Genomic DNA, 17,236 nt, shown 5'->3' with positions numbered 1-17,236 from the left:
GTTACTCGCCCGCCTGCCATCCGTTCGGTGCGACGACATCCCACGGCACCGACAGCACACAATCACGCATCCGCCGGTTGTAGGCGCGCACCGGGAACCCGTTGGCACGCAACAACTCCGCCGTACCCCGCCAGCGGATACGCGGACCGAAGGGTGCGAGTGCGGCACTGCGCTCCCAGGCCTGATCGGCGGCGGTGAGCAGGGCGTGCACCTTCTCGCCGCGAATATTGCGGTGGATCAACACCTTCGGCAGTCGCTCGGCGATGTCGGACGGGCGCTCGACGGTGAACGGATCCCACGCGAGGGTGAGCGAGAGGGGGCGGTGCCGATCGAGGAGCACCCAGGCGCTGCGGCGGCCGAGTTCGTCGCAGGTGCCGTCCACGAGCAGGCCCTCGGGTGCCAGATTCGACTGGATCCGCGACCACGCTGCCGGGACCGCGTCCTCCGGATACTGGCGCAGCACATTGAAGGCGCGGACCAGCACCGGGCGCAGACCGGCCAGTTCGAAACCGCCGCGGGCGAAACGCACGCCGTCGCGCGGGGGCAGCACCCGGGCGGGGTCGATCTCGAGGCCGACTACACGCAGATCGGGGCGAACGGTGCGCAGGCGCGCGGCCATTTCGATCGTCGTCCAGCCCGCCGCGCCGTAGCCGAGGTCGACCACGAGCGGGTCGGCGGCCTCGCGCAGGCGGGTGCTCACCAGCTCGTCGTTGACCAGCCAGCGATCGCTGCGGCGCAACCGGTTGACGCCGGTGGTGCCGCGCGTGATGGTGCCGACCGGCACCGTCCTCCTCGTGCCGGTCATGGGACGAGGATCAGACCGGGTTCTTGGCGGCCGTCTCCAGCCACCGCAGGGTTTCCTCCTGCTCGGCGCGGAACAGGTCGACGAGATTCACCAGCATCAGCTGTTCCAGGCGCGGGCCGACCATGGGGATGAACACCTTGGCGACGGGGGAGAAGCGCATGGTCGCGCCGGTCTCGGTGGGGAACAGGCGGATGGTGCCGTTGAGGCTGCCCGGGCCCGCCGGGATGGAGGCGGAGAACTTGCCCTCGGTCTCGTCGTGGTCGAACGGACCCCAGCTCTCCTTGCGGGTGATGACCATGTCCTTGCGCATCACCGTCTGCGCGATCTCCGGGAGCATCTCGCGCGGCAGGGTATGCGCGAGCACGATATCGATGCCGTCGTCGGTCACCTCATGGCTGACGACTTCGTTGTGCGGCGAGTACTTGCGCATCTCCTCGACGCGGGCTTCCCAGTAATCCCTGCTCTGCAGGGCTGCGTACAGCTCTTCAGTGGTGTGCAGGGGGTAGCGGGCGGAGTAGTCCAGTCGACGTGCCATGCCCGAACACGTTACCGGGGCGCCGTCAGCGGGCGCCCCGGACGGGTCCTACTTGGTGGCGAGCCACTGTTCGGTGAAGGTGGCCTCGTTGCTCAGCAGTTCGGTGAGGCGTTCGGCGATGGCGGCTTCGATCTTGCCGCCGAAGAGGGGGATCTTCACCTCGATGGTGCCGGTGACCGAGCCTTCGCAACCGGTGGCGGTCGGGGTGAGGGTCACCGTGCCGCGGACGGTGGCGGGGGCGCCGTCGACGTGGGCCTCGAAGGTGCCCGAGGTGCCGGTGTAGTGCTCGACGCGGGGGATCACCAGGTCGCCGGGGCGCACGGCGGTGATGGCGGGCGGGAGCTGGTCGGCGGGGATGGACTGCACCAGCTGGATGCGGACCTGGTCGCCGTCTACCGTCAGCGAGTCCAGGCGGGCATTCGGGCCGCCGACCTCGGCGATGCGGGCCTTCCAGTACTGCTCATCGGAGTACGCGGCGCGCACCGCGTCGATGGAATGCGTATAACCGGCCGTGAACGCCAGAGGTGTAGCCATGTGCGACACGGTACCGTCTTCTGACGTGCGAACAACACGGGTGGTGTCCCCCGAACAGCTGCGTGACCTGCTGGCCGAGACCGGTGCGGTGGTGCGCCCGGCGGTGCCGCTGTCGGAACTGACGACGCTGCGCGTCGGCGGTCCCGCACTGGTCGCCGAATGCGACAGCACCTCCTCGCTCGTCGCCACGGTGCGGGCCCTGGACGATGCCGGTGTCGCGGTGCTGCTCGTCGCGGGTGGGTCGAACCTGCTCATCGATGACGCCGGTTTCGACGGCGTGGTCGTTCGGGTGCGCAACACCGGAGTCGAGTTCGGGACAGATTCGGTGCTCGCGGAGGCGGGCGCGAACTGGGACGAGCTCGTCGCGGCTTCGGTGGCGGCCGGGTTCGGTGGACTCGAATGCCTCTCGGGTATCCCTGGTTCGGTCGGGGCAACGCCGGTGCAGAACGTCGGCGCCTACGGCGTCGAGGTGGAGTCGCTGCTGCGCCGGGTGCGGCTGCTGGACCGGGTGAGCGGAGAGGTCCGCTGGGCGGAGCCGGCCGATCTGGGATTCGGTTATCGCACCAGCGTGCTCAAGCACAGCGACGCCGCCGTGGTGCTCGCTGTCGAATTCCGGCTCGACCCCACCGGTACCAGCGCACCGTTGCGCTACGGCGAACTGGCCCGCGTGCTCGGCGCGAGCGAAGGCGAGACCCGGCCCGCCGCCCAGGTGCGCACCGAGGTGCTCCGCCTGCGCGCGGGCAAGGGCATGGTGCTCGACCCCGCCGACCACGACACCTGGAGCGCGGGTTCGTTCTTCACCAACCCCGTCGTCGGCGACGACCGCCTCGACCAGGTGCTGGCCGCGATCACCGCCCACGTCGGCGAGGTGAGCGTCCCGACCTACCCGGCCCCCTCGGGCACCAAGTTCTCGGCGGGCTGGCTCATCGAACGCGCCGGTTTCGCCAAGGGGTTCCCCGGCGAGCACGCGGGGGCGCGGCTGTCGACCAAACACACTCTCGCCCTGACCAATCGGGGCGCGGCGCGGGCGGCCGACATCGTCGAGCTGGCCCGCACGGTCCGCGACGGTGTGCGCGACCGGTTCGGCATCGTGCTCGAACCGGAACCGGTGACCGTCGGGATCAGTCTGTGAGCTGAGCCGGGTCCTTCTTGGCCTGCTCGGTGCTCAGCGCCGCGGTCTGCTCCGCGTTCAGACCCTGCTGCTTGGCCAGCAGATCGCGGATCTCGATGAGCAGTTCGGTCTCGGTCGGCTCGGCTTCCTTGGTGGTACCGAATTTGTTCTTCAGCGACTTCATCGGGACCATCAGCACGAAGTAGAGCACCGCGGCGACCATGATGAAGTCGATGAACGCGGTGATGATCGGGCCGACCGCGATGAACGTGGCGGGCTTGTCGGCGATGAGCTGCACGCCGAGGCCGAGTTCATTGGTCGAGCCGAACACCGCGAGCAGCGGGTTCACGAAGCCCTTGGTGACCGAGGTGACCACCGCGGTGAACGCGGTACCCATCACCACGGCGACCGCGAGATCGATCACGTTGCCGCGCATCAGGAAGTTCTTGAAACCGTCGAATACCGACTTGATTCTGCCCATCGCAGAGATGGTAATGACTGGTCATTCGCTCAGCGAATTGTCAGCAACGATCTGTGGTCAGGCTCACGACCTGCGGTTTCAGTTCGCCGGGCGACGCGAGAAGCGGCCGGGCCCCTCCTGATCGCGCGGCTTCACCACGATCGTGTCCAGGTTGACGTGCGCAGGCCTGCTCGCGGCGAAGGCGACGATCTGGGCGATGTCCTCGGCGTAGAGCGGATCGATGCCCTCGTAGACCTTGGCCGCCCGCTCGGCGTCACCGTCGAAGCGGACGAGGGAGAACTCGGTCTCCACCGCGCCGGGCGCGATCTCGGTGAGCCGCACCGGCTGACCGAGCAGTTCCCCGCGCAGGGTCCGGTGCAGCACCCCTTGGGCGTGCTTGGCCGAGGTGTAACCCGCGCCGTTGTCGTAGGCGTGCATGGCCGCGATCGAGGTGACGGTGACGATCAGGCCGTCACCGGAAGCGATGAGCTTGGGCAGCAGCGCCTTGGTGACGCGCAGGGTGCCGAGCACGTTCGTCTCCCACATCCACCGCCAGTCGTCGAGGTCGGCCTCGAGCACGGGGGCGAGGCCCTTCGCGCCGCCCGCGTTGTTGACCAGCACGTCGACCCGCTCCACGGCGTCGGTGAACGCGCGCACCGAATCCTCGGAGGTGACGTCGAGTTCCAGTGCGGTGCCACCGATCTCCTCGGCCAGCCGTTGCACGCGGTCGAACCGGCGGGCCCCCACGTAGACGTGATACCCCTGCTTGGCCAGTTCCCGTGCGGTGGCTTCCCCGATGCCCGAGCTGGCTCCGGTGACGACGGCGGTGCGAGTACTCATGACTGTCGATCCTATTCGCCGCCGTTTCGCCGCCGCCACGGCTCCGATCACGGTGAGCGATACCGGCGTTAGCCTGTCGGCATGGGTATTCGTGATGCTGTCAGCGCCGATGGAACGACGATCGTCTACCGGGTCACCGGTCCGGAGACGGGCAGGCCGCTGGTGCTGCTGCACGGCTGGGCGGGCAACCTGCGCTGCTGGGGCGCCGCCGCCGACGACCTCGCGCAGCGCTACCGGGTGATCGCGGTCGACCTGCGCGGGCACGGCTACTCCGACGACCCCGGCGTGTACGACGACCCGAAGGCCTGGGCCGCCGACGTGGCCGCGGTGCTGGCCGCCGAGGGCATCGACTCCGGCGCCGTGCTGCTCGGCTGGTCCTACGGCGGCATCGTCGCCACCGACTACCTCGCCACCTACGGCACCGGCGCCGTAGCGGCCGCGATCTACACCGGTTCGCTGGCCCACATCGGCCCCGGTGTGCCGGGTGCGGCGACCGGGCCCGCGATGGACAAGGCGATCCCCGGTGTGTTCGAGGAGTCGGCCGGGCGGGCGGTGCGCGCGTTCGCGGTGTTCGGCAATGCGAACACCGGGCCGGGGGAGGACAAGGGTGTCGACGCGCAGCGGTTGTTCGGCGGCAGTCTCGCCACCGCGCCCTCGGTGCGCAAGGCGCTGTTCTACCGCACCATCGACAACACCGAAACCCTTCGCGCCCTTGATATCCCGGTGCTGGTGCTGCACGGCACCGCGGATCCGGTGGTGCCCGTCGGCAACGGGCGCTACATCGTCGACAACGTGCCGGGCGCGCGCGGTTCGTTCTGGGAGGACGCCCAGCACGGGCTGTTCATCGAGGACCGGGCCCGGTTCGTCGCCGAGGTGAGTGAGTTCGTCGACGCGCTGGACTGAATTACGGCGCGGTGTCACGGGGCATTGCCGGACTGTGCCCGGAACCAATCCGGAGGGTCTATTTTTAGGCTGTAATGGGGTTGATTCCGGCATAGTCGATGTCCGCCGTGAGCGCTTCGCATCGAGTCACTCGTCCGCTGTTTCCGCAGCTAGAGCGCTGGTCGTCAAGTAGCATTGCACGGGCGTGATAAGCCCGTGATTGCGATCGTTCCTGTAGCGAACTATCCGCACAGTTTCACGGAAAATCTTCTGGGGATCGTCACAATGATTTCCCGAAAGCGTGTGTAGCGTTCGGATATGTCGTTGAATCACGAATCAGGAACAGGATTCGGCGATCGGAGTTCGATGATGTCTTGTCGGGCGTTGGGGGTTCGGATCGTCCTCGCGGCGCTGGCCGCGATGCTCGCCACCACAACGGCGGCGGGCCAGGGGATTTCCGAGCCCACCGAGCGGGCACGGATCGACGATCAGCGCGTGGAAGCAGATCAGACCATCGATATCGGCGTGTACTCACCCGCCATGGACAACGTCAACCGGGTGCGGGTGCTGCGCGCCGCCGACCCGTCGAAACCCGCGCCGACGTTGTACCTGCTCAACGGCGTCGGAGGCGGCGCCGACGGCAACTGGCTCGACCGCACCGATGTGGTGTCGTTCTTCCGCGACAAACAGGTGAACGTGGTGATCCCCTTCGGCGGCGCGGGCAGCTATTTCGCCGACTGGCGCAGCGACGACCCGGTGCTGGGCAAGCAGCGCTGGGCGACGTTCCTCACCAAGGAACTACCGCCCCTGATCGACGCCGAATTCGGGGGCACCGGCGCCAACGCGATCGCCGGGCTCTCGATGGCAGGCACCTCGGTGTTCCAGCTCGCGCTCGCCGAACCCGGCCTCTACCGGGCGATCGGCTCCTACAGCGGGTGCGTGCGCACCAGCGACCTGCGCGGACAGGCGATCGTGCGCACCGTCGTCGGCAGCCGGATGGGCAACGCGGCCAACATGTGGGGCCCGCCCACCGACCCGGCCTGGTCGGCCCACGACCCGTACCTGCATGCCGAATCCCTGCGCGGCACCGAGGTCTACATCTCTTCCGGCACCGGCCTGCCCGGCCCGTACGACAACCCGGCCGTCCAGCCGGACCCGCTGCAGCTCGCCTACCAGCTGGCCTTCGGCGCCACGCTCGAAGCGGTCACCCACCAGTGCACCCGTCAGCTGCGCGACCGGTTCCAGTCGCTCGGCATCCCGGCCACCGTCAACCTGCGGCCGACCGGTACCCACTCGTGGGGCTACTGGGAGGAGGATCTGCACACCTCGTGGCCGCAGTTCGAGTCCGCGCTCAACCGCTGAATGCGACGACCGAAAAGCGCTGGCGTGTGCCGTCCGGATCGGGCACGCTCGATGGCGATCGGTGCGTGAGCTCACTCACCGCACGCCTGTGATGGCCGTCACCGATCCCGGTAGGGATGTTATCGGTGGCGTCGCGGCGTGCACACTGGAAGGTGTGAGCCAGCGACGTCTTGAACTTCGGCCCCGCCGCATCGCGGTGTTGTCGGTGCATACCTCCCCGCTGGCCCAACCCGGCACCGGTGATGCCGGGGGCATGAACGTCTATGTGTTGCAGACCGCGCTCGAACTGGCCGCCAGGGGTACCGAGGTGGAGATCTTCACCCGGGCCACCTCCTCGGACCTGCCGCCGGTCGCCGAGGCCGCACCCGGTGTGCTCGTGCGCCACGTCGTCGCCGGACCGTTCGAAGGGCTCGACAAGCACGAACTGCCCACCCAGCTGTGCCCCTTCACCGCTGAAGTGCTGCGCCAGGAGGCTCGGCACCTGCCCGGCCACTACGACCTCGTGCACTCGCACTACTGGCTCTCCGGTCAGGTCGGCTGGCTCGCCCGCGATCGCTGGCGGGTGCCGCTGGTACACACCGCGCACACGCTGGCCGCGGTGAAGAACCTCGCACTCGCCGAGGGCGACACCCCCGAACCCGAAACGCGGGTGATCGGGGAGAAGCAGGTGATCGCCGAGGCCGACCGGTTGGTCGCCAACACCGCCGACGAAGCCGGTCAGCTGGTCGACCTCTACGGCGCCGACCCCGACCGCATCGATGTGGTTCCCCCGGGCGCCGACCTGGGCCGTTACCGGCCCGGCGACAAACTCGCCGCCCGCGCCGAACTCGGATTGCGCCCCGACGAGCAGGTCGTCGCGTTCGTCGGCCGCATCCAGCCGCTCAAGGCCCCCGATGTGCTGGTCCGCGCGGCCGCCGAGCTGCTGGCCCGTGACCCGCGGCGCGCGCTGCGCGTACTGATCGTCGGCGGACCCTCCGGCACCGGCCTGGCCCGCCCCGACGCCCTGATCGAACTGGCCGCCGACCTCGGCATCGCCGAGCAGGTCACCTTCCTGCCGCCGCAGCCCGCCGACCGCCTCGTGCAGGTGTACCGCGCGGCCGACGTGGTCGCCGTCCCCAGTTACAACGAGTCGTTCGGTCTGGTCGCCATCGAGGCGCAGGCCAGCGGCACCCCCGTGCTCGCCGCCGACGTGGGCGGCCTGGGAACCGCTGTGCGGCACGGTGAATCGGGTCTGCTCGTGCCGAGCCACCGCACCGGCGACTGGGCCGACGCCCTGGCCGCCCTGCTCGACGACCCCGATTGCCTGCGCCGCATGGGCACCACGGCGGTCGAGCACGCGAGCCGGTTCTCCTGGGCGCACACCGCCGAAGGACTGCTCGACAGTTACGCCGCCGCGATCGCGGGTATGCGCGTGGAACGCAACCCGATCGCCCTGCGCGCGGGTGAGACAAGCCAAGCCAGATCGCGGGCGCTGTGGCGGCGCCGGACAGGAGTACTCAGGTGAGCGCCGTATCGCAGGTGATCGACGAGACGCTGCGCGACCGGGAGATCGAATACACCCGCCACGGTGACGACACCTTCATCGTGGTGCTGCCCGGCGAGCGCAAGCTCAAGACCACCGTGATGCTCACCGTCGGCAAGCACGGTGTGCGAATCGAATCGTTCGTCTGCCGCAAGCCCGACGAGAACTTCGAAGGCGTCTACAAGTACCTGCTGCGCCGCAACCGCCGCCTCTACGGCGTGGCCTACACCCTCGACAATGTGGGCGACATCTACCTGGTCGGTCGCATGTCGACCGAGTCGGTGACCGCCGACGAACTCGACCGCATCTTCGGTCAGGTCCTCGAGGCCGTCGACACCGACTTCAACATGCTGCTCGAGCTGGGCTTCGCGGAATCCATTCGCAAGGAATGGAAGTGGCGCGTCTCGCGCGGGGAATCGCTGAAGAACCTGCGCGCCTTCGAACATCTCATCGACGAGGCCGACAAGGTATGAGAAACGCGGGTGCCGTTGTGCGGCACCCGCGTTCGGGTTCTCAGCAGGTGGTCGGCACCGGTTCGTCACGGAAGCGGGACTCCACGTAGCTCCACGCGTCGACGAAACCGGCCACGGCCGCGGTCATGTGCTCGGCGATGTCGTAGGTCGCCAGCTTCACGGGCGCGCCCGCACCGCACCAGTGCGACACGGTGTCGGCCACCGGGCCGTACGGGGTGAGGGTGTCGTAGCGGCCCTGCCAGATGTAGGTCGGCGCGGTCGGCGCACCCTCGTAGTGCACGATGCTGTTCTCGCGCAGCACACCACGTGCCACCTGGCTCGACAGCAGTTCCTTCGACGCGGCCATCTGCTCGGCGTTGCGGAAGATGCCGTGGAAGAGCAGGAAGCGACGGCAGGCGTCCTTGGTGAACTCGCGGAACCACAGGCCGGTCTCGTTGAGCTGATCCGACACGGGCACCCGATCCGGGTACTCGCGCTCGATGCCCATGGCGGCCGCGAAGGCGAGGCCGAAGCCGGGGTGCGGTGCGAAACCGAGGGCGTCGGCCATCAGTTCGAGGTCGCTCGGGATGCCGCCGGCGACCACCGCGGCCAGCTTCAGTTCGGGCGCGTACTCCGGTTGCAACGCACCGGCCCACGCGGTGGCCATGCCGCCACCGGAGTACCCGGCCAGCGCCACCGGCGAGCCGCCGAGGCCCAGTTCGGTGACCTTCTGCACCGCCCGCACGCTGTCGAGGGTCACCATGCCGCTCATCCGCGCCGCACCGTAGGCGACGGTCGGGCCGAGATAGTCGGGCACCGAGACCGCCCAGCCGCGACCGATCGGCAGCATCGCGCCAGGGGCGTCCTGCAGCTCACCGTTGAACAGCGACTTCGACGGGTTGCACCGCGTGCCGATGGAGTTGATCAGCGCCTGGTAGGAGACCAGCGGCGGGCTCTTCACCCCGATCGGCATGAAGACCGTGGTCACGCCCATGATCGCGTTGCCCGCCGAGTTGGTGGAGCGGAACGCGACCTGCCAGCCCTCGGTGCCGGGGTAGAGCATCGTGTCGATGCGGCGAGTACGGACCACGTCGCCGGGAGCCAGCTCGGCGATGTCGGCCGGTGCGGTGAAGAACGGGTCAGGATCGGGCGTCGGATACAGCGGATTCGCAGCCGCGGGAGCGGCGAGGAGGCCTACCGAGAGCAGGCTCAACACCAGTACTACTAATTTCGACACAACTTTCCTTCATCATCAGTAACGCAGCCCAACGGAATCACCCGACCCGGACGAAGTATCCAACGAAAACCGCCGGTGTGGAGCAACCACTAGTCAAAGTGTCCACCGCCACATTTTTGTGAGCGTTCACATCGCCGGCCGGGTCGTGGCTGATCAACCCGTACAGGCCGAACAGACAGGAGTGGGCGATGGTCGTCCTCGCGCTCGACATCGGAGCGACGAAATTCGCTGTAGGAGTGGTTGATCCGGACTACACGGTGCATTCGGTGCGGCGTGCGGCCGTGGCGGTCGACGATCCGTGGGCGGTGTGTCGGGAGTTACTGCTCGCTGTGGCGGGGGACAACGAGGTTCGCGCGGTCGGCATCGGGTCGGCCGGGCCCGTCGACGTGCCCGCCGGGGTGACGCGACCGCTGAACTTTCCCCGGTGGCGCGACGGGTTCCCCATCGTCGACCGGGTGCGCTCGGTGTTCCCCGGTGCGGCCGTGCGGTTCGCGATCGACGGCGCGTGCCTCGTGCTCGCCGAACACCGCGTCGGCGGGTTGCGTGGGCTCGACAACGGGCTGGCGTTGACGGTGTCTTCGGGGGTCGGCGGCGGGGTGCTCGCCGACGGGCGGGTGCTTCGGGGGCGAACCGGCAATGCGGGCCACATCGGTCACATCATCGTGCCCGGGGATGAAACACCTTGTGCCTGTGGTGGTTTCGGTTGTGTCGAAGCGGTTGCCGGTGGGATGTCGACCGTGCGCTGGGCGCGGTCGCAGGGCTGGACCGGGGCGACGGGGATCGAACTCGCACAGGCCGCCCACGCCGGCGAGCCCGTCGCCGTCGCCGCGATGGCACGGGCCGGGACCGCTCTCGGTCGGGCCGTCTGTTCGGCCGCGGCCCTGCTCGACGTGGACCGCGTGGTGATCGGTGGCGGCTTCGCCGACTCCGGCGAACCGCTGTGGGGACCGTTGCGCGAGGCTGTCGACCGGCACGCCGGACTCGAATTCATCGACGCTCTTGACGTTTCACTCTCCACCCTCCCCGAGGGCGCCACCCTTGTCGGTGCGGGCGTGCTCGCCATCGACGAGGTGGCGTGGGCCGAGCGCGGGTGAAATGCCAGAATGACCTCATGACCTACACCCTCGTGCTGCTGCGCCACGGCGAGAGCGAATGGAATGCCCTCAACTTGTTCACCGGCTGGGTGGATGTGCACCTGACCGACAAGGGCATCGCCGAGGGCAAGCGGGCAGGCGAGCTGCTCGCCGAGCACGACGTGCTGCCCGACATCGTCTACACCTCGCTGCTGCGCCGCGCGATCAGCACCGCCAACAACGCGCTCGACGCGGCCGATCGCCTCTGGATCCCCGTCATCCGCGACTGGCGCCTCAACGAACGCCACTACGGCGACCTGCAGGGCAAGAACAAGGAGCAGGTCCGCGAACAGTACGGCCAGGACCAGTTCATGCTGTGGCGGCGCAGCTACGACACCCCGCCCCCGCCCATCGCCGACGACAACGAGTACAGCCAGGAAGGCGACCCCCGCTACGCGGGCATCGAGGTCCCCAAGACCGAATGCCTCAAAGACGTTGTCGCCCGCATGATCCCGTACTGGGAGAACACCATCTCCAAGGAACTGCTCACCGGCAAAACCGTCCTGGTGGCAGCCCACGGCAACTCCCTGCGCGCCCTGGTGAAGCACCTCGACGGCATCTCCGACGAGGACATCTCCGGCCTCAACATCCCCACCGGCATCCCCCTGCGCTACGAACTCGACGAAAACCTGCGCCCGGTGAAGCCGGCCGAATACCTGGACCCCGAGGCCGCCGCGGCCGGTGCCGCCGCTGTCGCCAACCAGGGCGGTAAGTAAGTCACTCGGCCCCGCATCCGTTCGATGCGGGGCCGACGTGTGTGCGGTGCCCGTACAGGTGCGGATTTCCCTGATGAGTCGACCCAAAATCCGACCCGCCTACCGCGTTTCCCGATCACCCGAACCCTAGGTTCGGTGCGTTCGTACTCCACGTGGAAGGGCAGTCATGGCAAACAAGCTCCAGGCGATGATCGCGGCCGGTGCCGCACTGGTGTCGCTGGCCGGCTCCGTCGTCGGCGCGCACGCGCTCACCGCCGCACCGGCCGACGCCGCAGGCTGCGCCGACGTTCTCGTGCTCGCCGCCCGCGGCACCAACGAGGCCCTCGGCTGGTGGTGGACCCCCGGGCTCGGTTCCGTGGTCGGCAACCCCGTCTACAACGCCATCGACAACGCCTTCGCCCAGACCACCAACGGCTACAAGGTCGAATACCCCGCCGGCACCAACCAGCCCGCCTCCGTCCAGCAGGGCAACCGCGACGTCGTCGCCCACCTCACCGAACGCGCCGCCGCCTGCCCCGACCAGAAATACGTCCTGGTCGGCTACTCCCAGGGCGCCAACGTGATGGACAACGCGATGGGCATCTCCAGCGAAGGCGCCAAGGTAGGCGGCCCCATCGTCGCCACCATCCCCGCCCACGTCGAACCCCGCATCAAAGCGGTTCTCCTCTTCGGCAACCCCATCCGCGGCATCGGCAAATCCGTAACCGGCCCCTACGCCACCCGCACCTACGACGTCTGCAACACCAACGACCCGGTCTGCGACCCCAACGGATCGGATTGGAACGTGCACCTCCAGTACAAGAAGTACGCCGACGAAGCCGCGGCGTTCGTCAAGGCCCGCCTCTAGCCCGTCTGACGCAGGTCGGCGGCGGGTTCCTAACGCATGCCCGTCGCCTTCCGGTGGTATGCGGAGATCAAGCAGTCAAACCGAGGACCTCATCAGCGGTGTCCGAATCCGCGCCCACGGTCAAGGAAAACCGCACGCCGAGAGCTCGCCCGAGCCTGTCCAGTACCGACCAGGTCGGCACCCCACCGCCACCGGCTTCGAGCCGGGAAATCGCGGGCTGCGTGGTCTGCGCCCGGCGCGCCAACTCTGTTTGTGACATACCGAGCGCAGTGCGCCGCTTGAACACGGCCCGACCGAGCGCGATCTCGACCCTGGCAATTTCTCGTGCCGCCCGGTACTCGTCGGTGTCGCGAGTCGCCGCGAGCACCGGGTCGTCACCGAGCTTGCCGTGTGTCTTGTTCATCGGTCCTCCCACGAGGTGTCGAACACATCGACAATCTTGTCGATGTCGTGGTGACTGATTCGGGCTGCGGCGCAGTGCCGAACCAGTCGGAGCACCCAAGGGTGCCGGTGTCGTTACCGTCCCTCCCGGTTCCCCGCACCGAAACCCCGATTTGCGTCCTCGGCCAACACCGGTAGCCCCACGCCTGTTTCGGCGTGTGGCGGGGTTGGACCTGGGCGGTAGGTGTGTACTCCCGAAGCCGTCCAGGTGCGTACGCGCGCGGCGTACGACTGTGGTGCTCGCAGGAGGCTGGTTCGGCGGGTTGTGGTGTCCGCTTTCGGTCGGGCTCTCCGATAACGACCGACAGGGCCGGTCGCCAGGACACGGACACGACACAGACGGCCCGTCGTGGACATGTTGTGTCCCCGAACGACGAAGGCCCGGCGTCATGGGACGCCGAGCCGTTGCATGTAGGATTTCATCCCACGGTGCGAACAGGCTGTGACTGTTTCGTACCCAGGCCGACTGTTTCATACCCAGGCCGTTCGGTGAGTTGGCGCTCGCCGGGCGGCCGTTCTTGTTCGTGTGGCGCTACACACTCCCGCCGCTGTGGGCAACTGGCGAGTTCCGCTCTGGCCAAAGGGTTTCGCGTCTCCTGTGGCATCGGCAACCAAGCGGACACCCAGGTCTGCCGCGATATGGGCCTGGGTGGCGGAGACCTCGGACACCGTCTGCCTACCGGGAGCCGATGCCCGACTTCATTATGGACTGCGGGGAAGGCTGTTCATGATCTCATTCGCGAGTTCGATGGCCTTGTTCTTCGTGACCCGGCTCGAATCTTCCAATGATCCCTGAGGGAACCAATAGCGCACCTCGACGAGTATCTTTCGACCTTTGTATGGAATCAAAACATCGCAGAATGGTTTGCCGTGGATGTCATTTGTTGCGACACATCCGACAGTGCTTTCGTAGTCGGAAGTGGAAACTGGTTCGAATATCTGGTAGCCATACCCGAACTGATTTCCTGGCAGCCAGTCGTCGCTAAGCCCGACAACCATCGCGAATCCAGATTGGTCGGCCTCGGTCGTGTACGAGCATCCTAACGAATCACCCACCGGCTCCGGGTGATAAATCCTGTGATTGACATCAAAGTATTTTGGTTCACCAAGCCCGTGGCGCTCGCGAATCTCTACCGATACCCGGCATGGATCGAAAAGGCTATCCAGATCGGGTTCCGGTTGTTGTGTTGACGTACACGAGGTTGCAACGATGCAGACAGCGGGCAGGAGGGTTGCGAGGCTGATCTGGCGTGCAAAAGTCCTACCGCGCATTTTTTCCCGCCAAATAGTTCTTGAGTTCGTCTGGGGTTGCGATCAGTCCGGGAATGATCGTGGTACTGTATCGGTTCATATACTGGTTCGAATAGCTCAACATATGGTTGTCCTGGAGGGCCTTATTTACGGCCTTGTCTGCTTTGTCTCCAGTTAGATCTCGCGATTCGACTACATTCCCGTCGTTGTCGAGAAGCGCGGTGGTATTCTGATCTATCGTAACGGTGGCCGGGAGTTGACCCCGCTCGTTGAGTTCCTCGAGGATGATCTGTCGGATTCCAAGGTTAGAGCTGGCCTGAAGATCGGTCACGCTGGGTGGTACGAAGCCCTCAGGTTTGGGAGCTGGATTGATATTTTCCATCAATGCTCCATAGCCTTCGTCTTTAAGGGCGCCGAACACTTCATTCACTACGGGAGCGCCCGGCACCCGGTTTGGAACTTCGATATTGTCGATGGTCATCGACTTGATGATCTCGCCTGCCTTCTCCCGATTCTCATAAATCTCGGTTTGCTTGTTATTGTGCTCGGAAATGTTGTTCTCGTCCTGGTAGGTCAAAGCGTTATTGATCGCCGCAGTAAATCGCCCATCCAAGCTGCCCAGATTTCCGCCGTTTACCTCTAGCCAGGCGCCGGGGTTGTCGCCGCCGCTGTTGAATGCCTTATCGAGCATCTCGGTCTGGTACTCCTGCCGTGCTACCTCGAGTAGTAGTCGCCCGCCCTCGGACTGGCTGGACAGAAATAGCATCCTATCTGCGTCTTTCCCGCTCAAGACGGCGTCGCCATCATTGGCTCCCGGGCTATTCGGGTCGTTGCGCACCAGGGTCTCCGTGGCGGATGGGTCAATATACGATGGAATGTTGTTTGCCATAATGTTCGCCAGAGAGTCCGACAGCTGTGGATTTGTATTGAACGCTGAGGTGCTCTTTTCAAATACTGAGGTGTCGCCTTCCATCTTCAGTGGCGGGCGGTCGGATTCTGAAAGATCGTGGTTTGGTGTGCCTTCGGGTGCAAAATAGTCGGGTAGCTCGGCGAGTGTTTGGCGTGCACGGATGCCCTCTTCACCCGGTTTGCTGGTGTCTTCTGCGATCCAATCCATTAGGCCACTTGCAACTTTGCCGTCGTCGGGCCACTCGTGCCGGAACATGGTGTTGCGGAACTCTTCGGCGTTGAACGGGCGGTCGTTCTTGTATTCGGATCCGATGTCCGGCGATGCGGGCATGTCGTTGCCGGTCAGCAGCGAGTAGCTGACATCATCGTTGCGGGTGGCGACTTCCAGGAAGTGCTGTGCGCCTTGTTCCATGTCTTCTTTGGCACTGTCGGTAAAGCCGGGCGGCATTTGCCCGCCCATATTCTTGTCGACATTTTCGAGGTAGGCGACCATGCTCTCGCTCTGCCTGCCGAGTTCGACCCCGAGTTGCTTGCCGGGCTGCATGCCAGGGTCGGACTGGCCGAGAAGCTCGCCGAACTGGCTGAGGTCCTCGTATCGACCCGCGAGCTGATTGTAGCCGTTGTCGTAAACGCCGTTGAAGTCTTCGGAGCGGCCGGAGATGAGGTTTTGCAGGTCGGGTGGCAGGTTCGAATACGAACCCTTGGATCCGTTGCTCGTACCGACCTTTTCGTTGGTCATCGCCAGCATGGTGTTCGCGAGGTTGTTCCGTTGCGCCGCAGCGGTCGTGTCGCCCGCGTTCTCTCGTGCCAGCAGTTGTTCGTTGAGCCCGAGGATGCCGTCTTTGCCTGCCGCTTGGAAGAACGTCTTGTAGTAGTCCTGGGTGCTCTGCGGGAGGGTGGTGACTTCGTTACCTGCGGCCAGCTGGTCGATCTCGAACTGGGTGAGGGCCGGTTGTGGCATCTGGGCGAGGATCTCGTCGATCTTCGCTTTGTCGCCGGTCTTGACCGCTTCAGCGAGCTCGTTGCCGTCGTCTTGGCCGAAGCGCCCGGCCTGTGTATCGGCTGCGCTGACATCCTGGCTCGACCCCAGTAGGTCGCCTGCCGAGCGAATCTCGGTCGCCTGCGCGGTAATTGCCTGGACCGCTTTTGTGACAGAGTCTTCGAAGGGAAACAGGGCGTTGTTGATCAACTGCTGATGATCATTTCGTACGTCGGCCTCGACGTTCTCGTAGTCCATCACTTTCCACACATCGTCGACAGTCATCCCCAGGGCCTGCGCGTCGGCGACTTTGTTCAGGAGTATGGTGCGGTGAGACGCGACGTCGTCCACGCTCGTGTTCACCGCAGTGACCAGCTCATCTATCTCCAATGCCAACTTCTGAACTTGGCCGTGGTCTTCGGCGACGCGGTCGTAGGCTGCCAGGTACGCGGCACCCGACCAACTGCTCTGAATGTCGCGCATATGGGTCATCGTGGTGTCGGCGCACACCATCAAGGAACCGCGGGCCGCCGCCAGTTGCGTCGCCCAGGTCTTGACTGCTTCGAGGTTCCATTTCTCGACCGCTGAGCGCTTATGCACCGCGCACATCCAGCTCGTTGAGCTTGCGGCCGAATTCCTCGTCGCTCATCTGCAAGTTGTCGGCGCACTGTGTGCACAACGTGGATACCTGGCGGTAACGGTCAGCTGCTCGCAGGAAGGCGCCCTCCACCGCCAGGGCTGCTTGAGCGGCGGCTTCGGGGATCAAGAACGTCGCATCGTTGGTGCCTTCGGGCAGCGCCGCGTCCAGCAAGCTTGCGCCGTGCCTGACGTCGAGCGCATCGATTGAGTCACCCGCATTGCTCAATTTCACAGCTAGCGCACGGATCTGGTCGATATCAGCCTTGAGCATGGGGTTCTCCATGAGGTGATGGTCGTCTGGCTCGGCGGTGTGGGCGTCGACCTGGTAGGACCGACTGTCCCGGTCTCGGTTCGCGCCCCATCTGCTGTCAGGCGCGCGGAGGCTAGCCCCGTCTGCTGTCAAGCGCGGAGGCTATCAGTGGAAAGTGAAGCCGTCGGGGGTGGTCGCGGTGGCGACCATGAAGATCGCGCGGGCTGGCGGTGAAGGGGGCTGCTGCAGGGGTAGGTGACAACCGAGATGGCTTGCCGAGAGGTAAGCCTGAGAGGATGTCGCAGTGCCCAAGCCGTATCCGAAAGAGTTC

General features: G+C 66.0%; 18 protein-coding genes. 8 read left to right on the top strand and 10 right to left on the bottom strand.

The window, feature by feature from the left end; genetic code table 11:
- Position 1: 1 nt before the first annotated feature.
- The 3 genes from AB0I19_RS18280 to AB0I19_RS18270 are packed head-to-tail and all read right to left on the bottom strand — an operon-like array spanning position 2 to position 1,874.
- A complete protein-coding gene (locus tag AB0I19_RS18280) occupies positions 2-805 on the bottom strand; it encodes a class I SAM-dependent methyltransferase (protein ID WP_357150208.1) in 804 nt (267 codons plus the stop codon).
- Positions 806-815: 10 nt separating this feature from the next.
- Positions 816-1,340 (bottom strand): DUF2505 domain-containing protein, encoded by a 525-nt coding sequence (locus AB0I19_RS18275; protein WP_067484831.1) that lies wholly within the window; start codon positions 1,338-1,340, stop codon positions 816-818.
- A gap of 48 nt (positions 1,341-1,388) precedes the next feature.
- On the bottom strand, positions 1,389-1,874 hold the full coding sequence (locus AB0I19_RS18270; protein WP_067641936.1) for a DUF2505 domain-containing protein: 486 nt from the start codon (positions 1,872-1,874) through the stop codon (positions 1,389-1,391).
- Between the two features lie 40 nt (positions 1,875-1,914).
- Between AB0I19_RS18270 and AB0I19_RS18265 the strand changes: the two genes are divergently transcribed.
- A complete protein-coding gene (locus AB0I19_RS18265; protein WP_357150416.1) occupies positions 1,915-3,006 on the top strand; it encodes a UDP-N-acetylmuramate dehydrogenase in 1,092 nt (363 codons plus the stop codon).
- Here the strand turns inward: AB0I19_RS18265 and mscL are convergent.
- Both mscL and AB0I19_RS18255 read right to left on the bottom strand, forming a co-directional pair.
- Positions 2,996-3,466 carry a large conductance mechanosensitive channel protein MscL gene (gene mscL / locus AB0I19_RS18260; protein ID WP_067641934.1) on the bottom strand — a complete coding sequence of 157 codons (471 nt, stop codon included), beginning with the start codon at positions 3,464-3,466 and terminating at the stop codon, positions 2,996-2,998. The genes AB0I19_RS18265 and mscL overlap by 11 nt on opposite strands.
- Before the next feature lie 78 nt (positions 3,467-3,544).
- Positions 3,545-4,285: an SDR family NAD(P)-dependent oxidoreductase gene (locus AB0I19_RS18255; protein WP_357150203.1), complete on the bottom strand. Its 741-nt coding sequence runs from the start codon at positions 4,283-4,285 to the stop codon at positions 3,545-3,547.
- 81 nt (positions 4,286-4,366) lie between these two features.
- Between AB0I19_RS18255 and AB0I19_RS18250 the strand changes: the two genes are divergently transcribed.
- From AB0I19_RS18250 to AB0I19_RS18235, 4 genes are all read left to right on the top strand, one after another.
- Complete coding sequence (locus AB0I19_RS18250) at positions 4,367-5,188, top strand: alpha/beta hydrolase (RefSeq protein ID WP_357150200.1); 822 nt, start codon at positions 4,367-4,369, stop codon at positions 5,186-5,188.
- A 399-nt stretch (positions 5,189-5,587) separates the two neighbouring features.
- A complete protein-coding gene (locus AB0I19_RS18245) occupies positions 5,588-6,529 on the top strand; it encodes an alpha/beta hydrolase family protein (protein ID WP_357150415.1) in 942 nt (313 codons plus the stop codon).
- Between the two features lie 145 nt (positions 6,530-6,674).
- Positions 6,675-8,033 carry a D-inositol-3-phosphate glycosyltransferase gene (gene mshA / locus AB0I19_RS18240; RefSeq protein WP_357150414.1) on the top strand — a complete coding sequence of 453 codons (1,359 nt, stop codon included), beginning with the start codon at positions 6,675-6,677 and terminating at the stop codon, positions 8,031-8,033.
- Complete coding sequence (locus tag AB0I19_RS18235; protein WP_225278482.1) at positions 8,030-8,524, top strand: YbjN domain-containing protein; 495 nt, start codon at positions 8,030-8,032, stop codon at positions 8,522-8,524. The genes mshA and AB0I19_RS18235 overlap by 4 nt, the downstream gene beginning before the upstream one ends.
- Before the next feature lie 40 nt (positions 8,525-8,564).
- Here AB0I19_RS18235 and AB0I19_RS18230 read toward each other — a convergent pair whose 3' ends face one another.
- Positions 8,565-9,740 carry a lipase family protein gene (locus AB0I19_RS18230; RefSeq protein ID WP_084457351.1) on the bottom strand — a complete coding sequence of 392 codons (1,176 nt, stop codon included), beginning with the start codon at positions 9,738-9,740 and terminating at the stop codon, positions 8,565-8,567.
- Positions 9,741-9,928: 188 nt separating this feature from the next.
- On the opposite strand from AB0I19_RS18230, the gene AB0I19_RS18225 reads away from it, so the two are divergent.
- From AB0I19_RS18225 to AB0I19_RS18215, 3 genes are all read left to right on the top strand, one after another.
- Positions 9,929-10,834, top strand: coding sequence for an ROK family protein (locus tag AB0I19_RS18225; RefSeq protein WP_357150197.1), 906 nt, complete (start codon positions 9,929-9,931; stop codon positions 10,832-10,834).
- A 17-nt stretch (positions 10,835-10,851) separates the two neighbouring features.
- The gene (locus AB0I19_RS18220) at positions 10,852-11,589 is read left to right on the top strand and encodes a phosphoglyceromutase (protein WP_067485849.1); all 738 of its coding nucleotides are present in this window, start codon (positions 10,852-10,854) and stop codon (positions 11,587-11,589) included.
- 166 nt (positions 11,590-11,755) lie between these two features.
- Positions 11,756-12,436 carry a cutinase family protein gene (locus AB0I19_RS18215; protein ID WP_357150194.1) on the top strand — a complete coding sequence of 227 codons (681 nt, stop codon included), beginning with the start codon at positions 11,756-11,758 and terminating at the stop codon, positions 12,434-12,436.
- A gap of 67 nt (positions 12,437-12,503) precedes the next feature.
- Here the strand turns inward: AB0I19_RS18215 and AB0I19_RS18210 are convergent, their stop codons facing one another.
- From AB0I19_RS18210 to AB0I19_RS18195, 4 genes are all read right to left on the bottom strand, one after another.
- Entirely contained in the window at positions 12,504-12,839 is a 336-nt protein-coding gene (locus AB0I19_RS18210) for a helix-turn-helix domain-containing protein (RefSeq protein WP_357150191.1), read from the bottom strand.
- Positions 12,840-13,579: 740 nt separating this feature from the next.
- On the bottom strand, positions 13,580-14,149 hold the full coding sequence (locus AB0I19_RS18205; RefSeq protein ID WP_357150188.1) for a hypothetical protein: 570 nt from the start codon (positions 14,147-14,149) through the stop codon (positions 13,580-13,582).
- Positions 14,139-16,616 (bottom strand): hypothetical protein, encoded by a 2,478-nt coding sequence (locus tag AB0I19_RS18200; protein ID WP_357150185.1) that lies wholly within the window; start codon positions 16,614-16,616, stop codon positions 14,139-14,141. Before AB0I19_RS18200 ends, AB0I19_RS18205 begins: the two co-directional genes overlap by 11 nt.
- Positions 16,609-16,938 carry a hypothetical protein gene (locus AB0I19_RS18195; RefSeq protein WP_357150182.1) on the bottom strand — a complete coding sequence of 110 codons (330 nt, stop codon included), beginning with the start codon at positions 16,936-16,938 and terminating at the stop codon, positions 16,609-16,611. The genes AB0I19_RS18200 and AB0I19_RS18195 overlap by 8 nt, the downstream gene beginning before the upstream one ends.
- Positions 16,939-17,236 lie beyond the last annotated feature (298 nt).

Origin of the sequence: Nocardia sp. NPDC050413, from assembly GCF_040655475.1 — a bacterium.
Classification (GTDB): domain Bacteria; phylum Actinomycetota; class Actinomycetes; order Mycobacteriales; family Mycobacteriaceae; genus Nocardia; species Nocardia coubleae.
This window is presented reverse-complemented; position numbering and strand designations above follow the sequence as displayed.

Bases quoted from the DNA above. Each gene is read 5' to 3' on its own strand.
- mscL (WP_067641934.1), bottom strand. From the start codon at position 3,466: ATGGGCAGAATCAAGTCGGTATTCGACGGTTTCAAGAACTTCCTGATG.
- AB0I19_RS18215 (WP_357150194.1), top strand. From the start codon at position 11,756: ATGGCAAACAAGCTCCAGGCGATGATCGCGGCCGGTGCCGCACTGGTG.
- AB0I19_RS18210 (WP_357150191.1), bottom strand. From the start codon at position 12,839: ATGAACAAGACACACGGCAAGCTCGGTGACGACCCGGTGCTCGCGGCG.
- AB0I19_RS18225 (WP_357150197.1), top strand. From the start codon at position 9,929: ATGGTCGTCCTCGCGCTCGACATCGGAGCGACGAAATTCGCTGTAGGA.
- AB0I19_RS18275 (WP_067484831.1), bottom strand. From the start codon at position 1,340: ATGGCACGTCGACTGGACTACTCCGCCCGCTACCCCCTGCACACCACT.
- AB0I19_RS18280 (WP_357150208.1), bottom strand. From the start codon at position 805: ATGACCGGCACGAGGAGGACGGTGCCGGTCGGCACCATCACGCGCGGC.
- AB0I19_RS18270 (WP_067641936.1), bottom strand. From the start codon at position 1,874: ATGGCTACACCTCTGGCGTTCACGGCCGGTTATACGCATTCCATCGAC.
- AB0I19_RS18245 (WP_357150415.1), top strand. From the start codon at position 5,588: ATGCTCGCCACCACAACGGCGGCGGGCCAGGGGATTTCCGAGCCCACC.
- AB0I19_RS18250 (WP_357150200.1), top strand. From the start codon at position 4,367: ATGGGTATTCGTGATGCTGTCAGCGCCGATGGAACGACGATCGTCTAC.
- AB0I19_RS18205 (WP_357150188.1), bottom strand. From the start codon at position 14,149: ATGCGCGGTAGGACTTTTGCACGCCAGATCAGCCTCGCAACCCTCCTG.
- AB0I19_RS18195 (WP_357150182.1), bottom strand. From the start codon at position 16,938: ATGGAGAACCCCATGCTCAAGGCTGATATCGACCAGATCCGTGCGCTA.
- AB0I19_RS18255 (WP_357150203.1), bottom strand. From the start codon at position 4,285: ATGAGTACTCGCACCGCCGTCGTCACCGGAGCCAGCTCGGGCATCGGG.
- AB0I19_RS18220 (WP_067485849.1), top strand. From the start codon at position 10,852: ATGACCTACACCCTCGTGCTGCTGCGCCACGGCGAGAGCGAATGGAAT.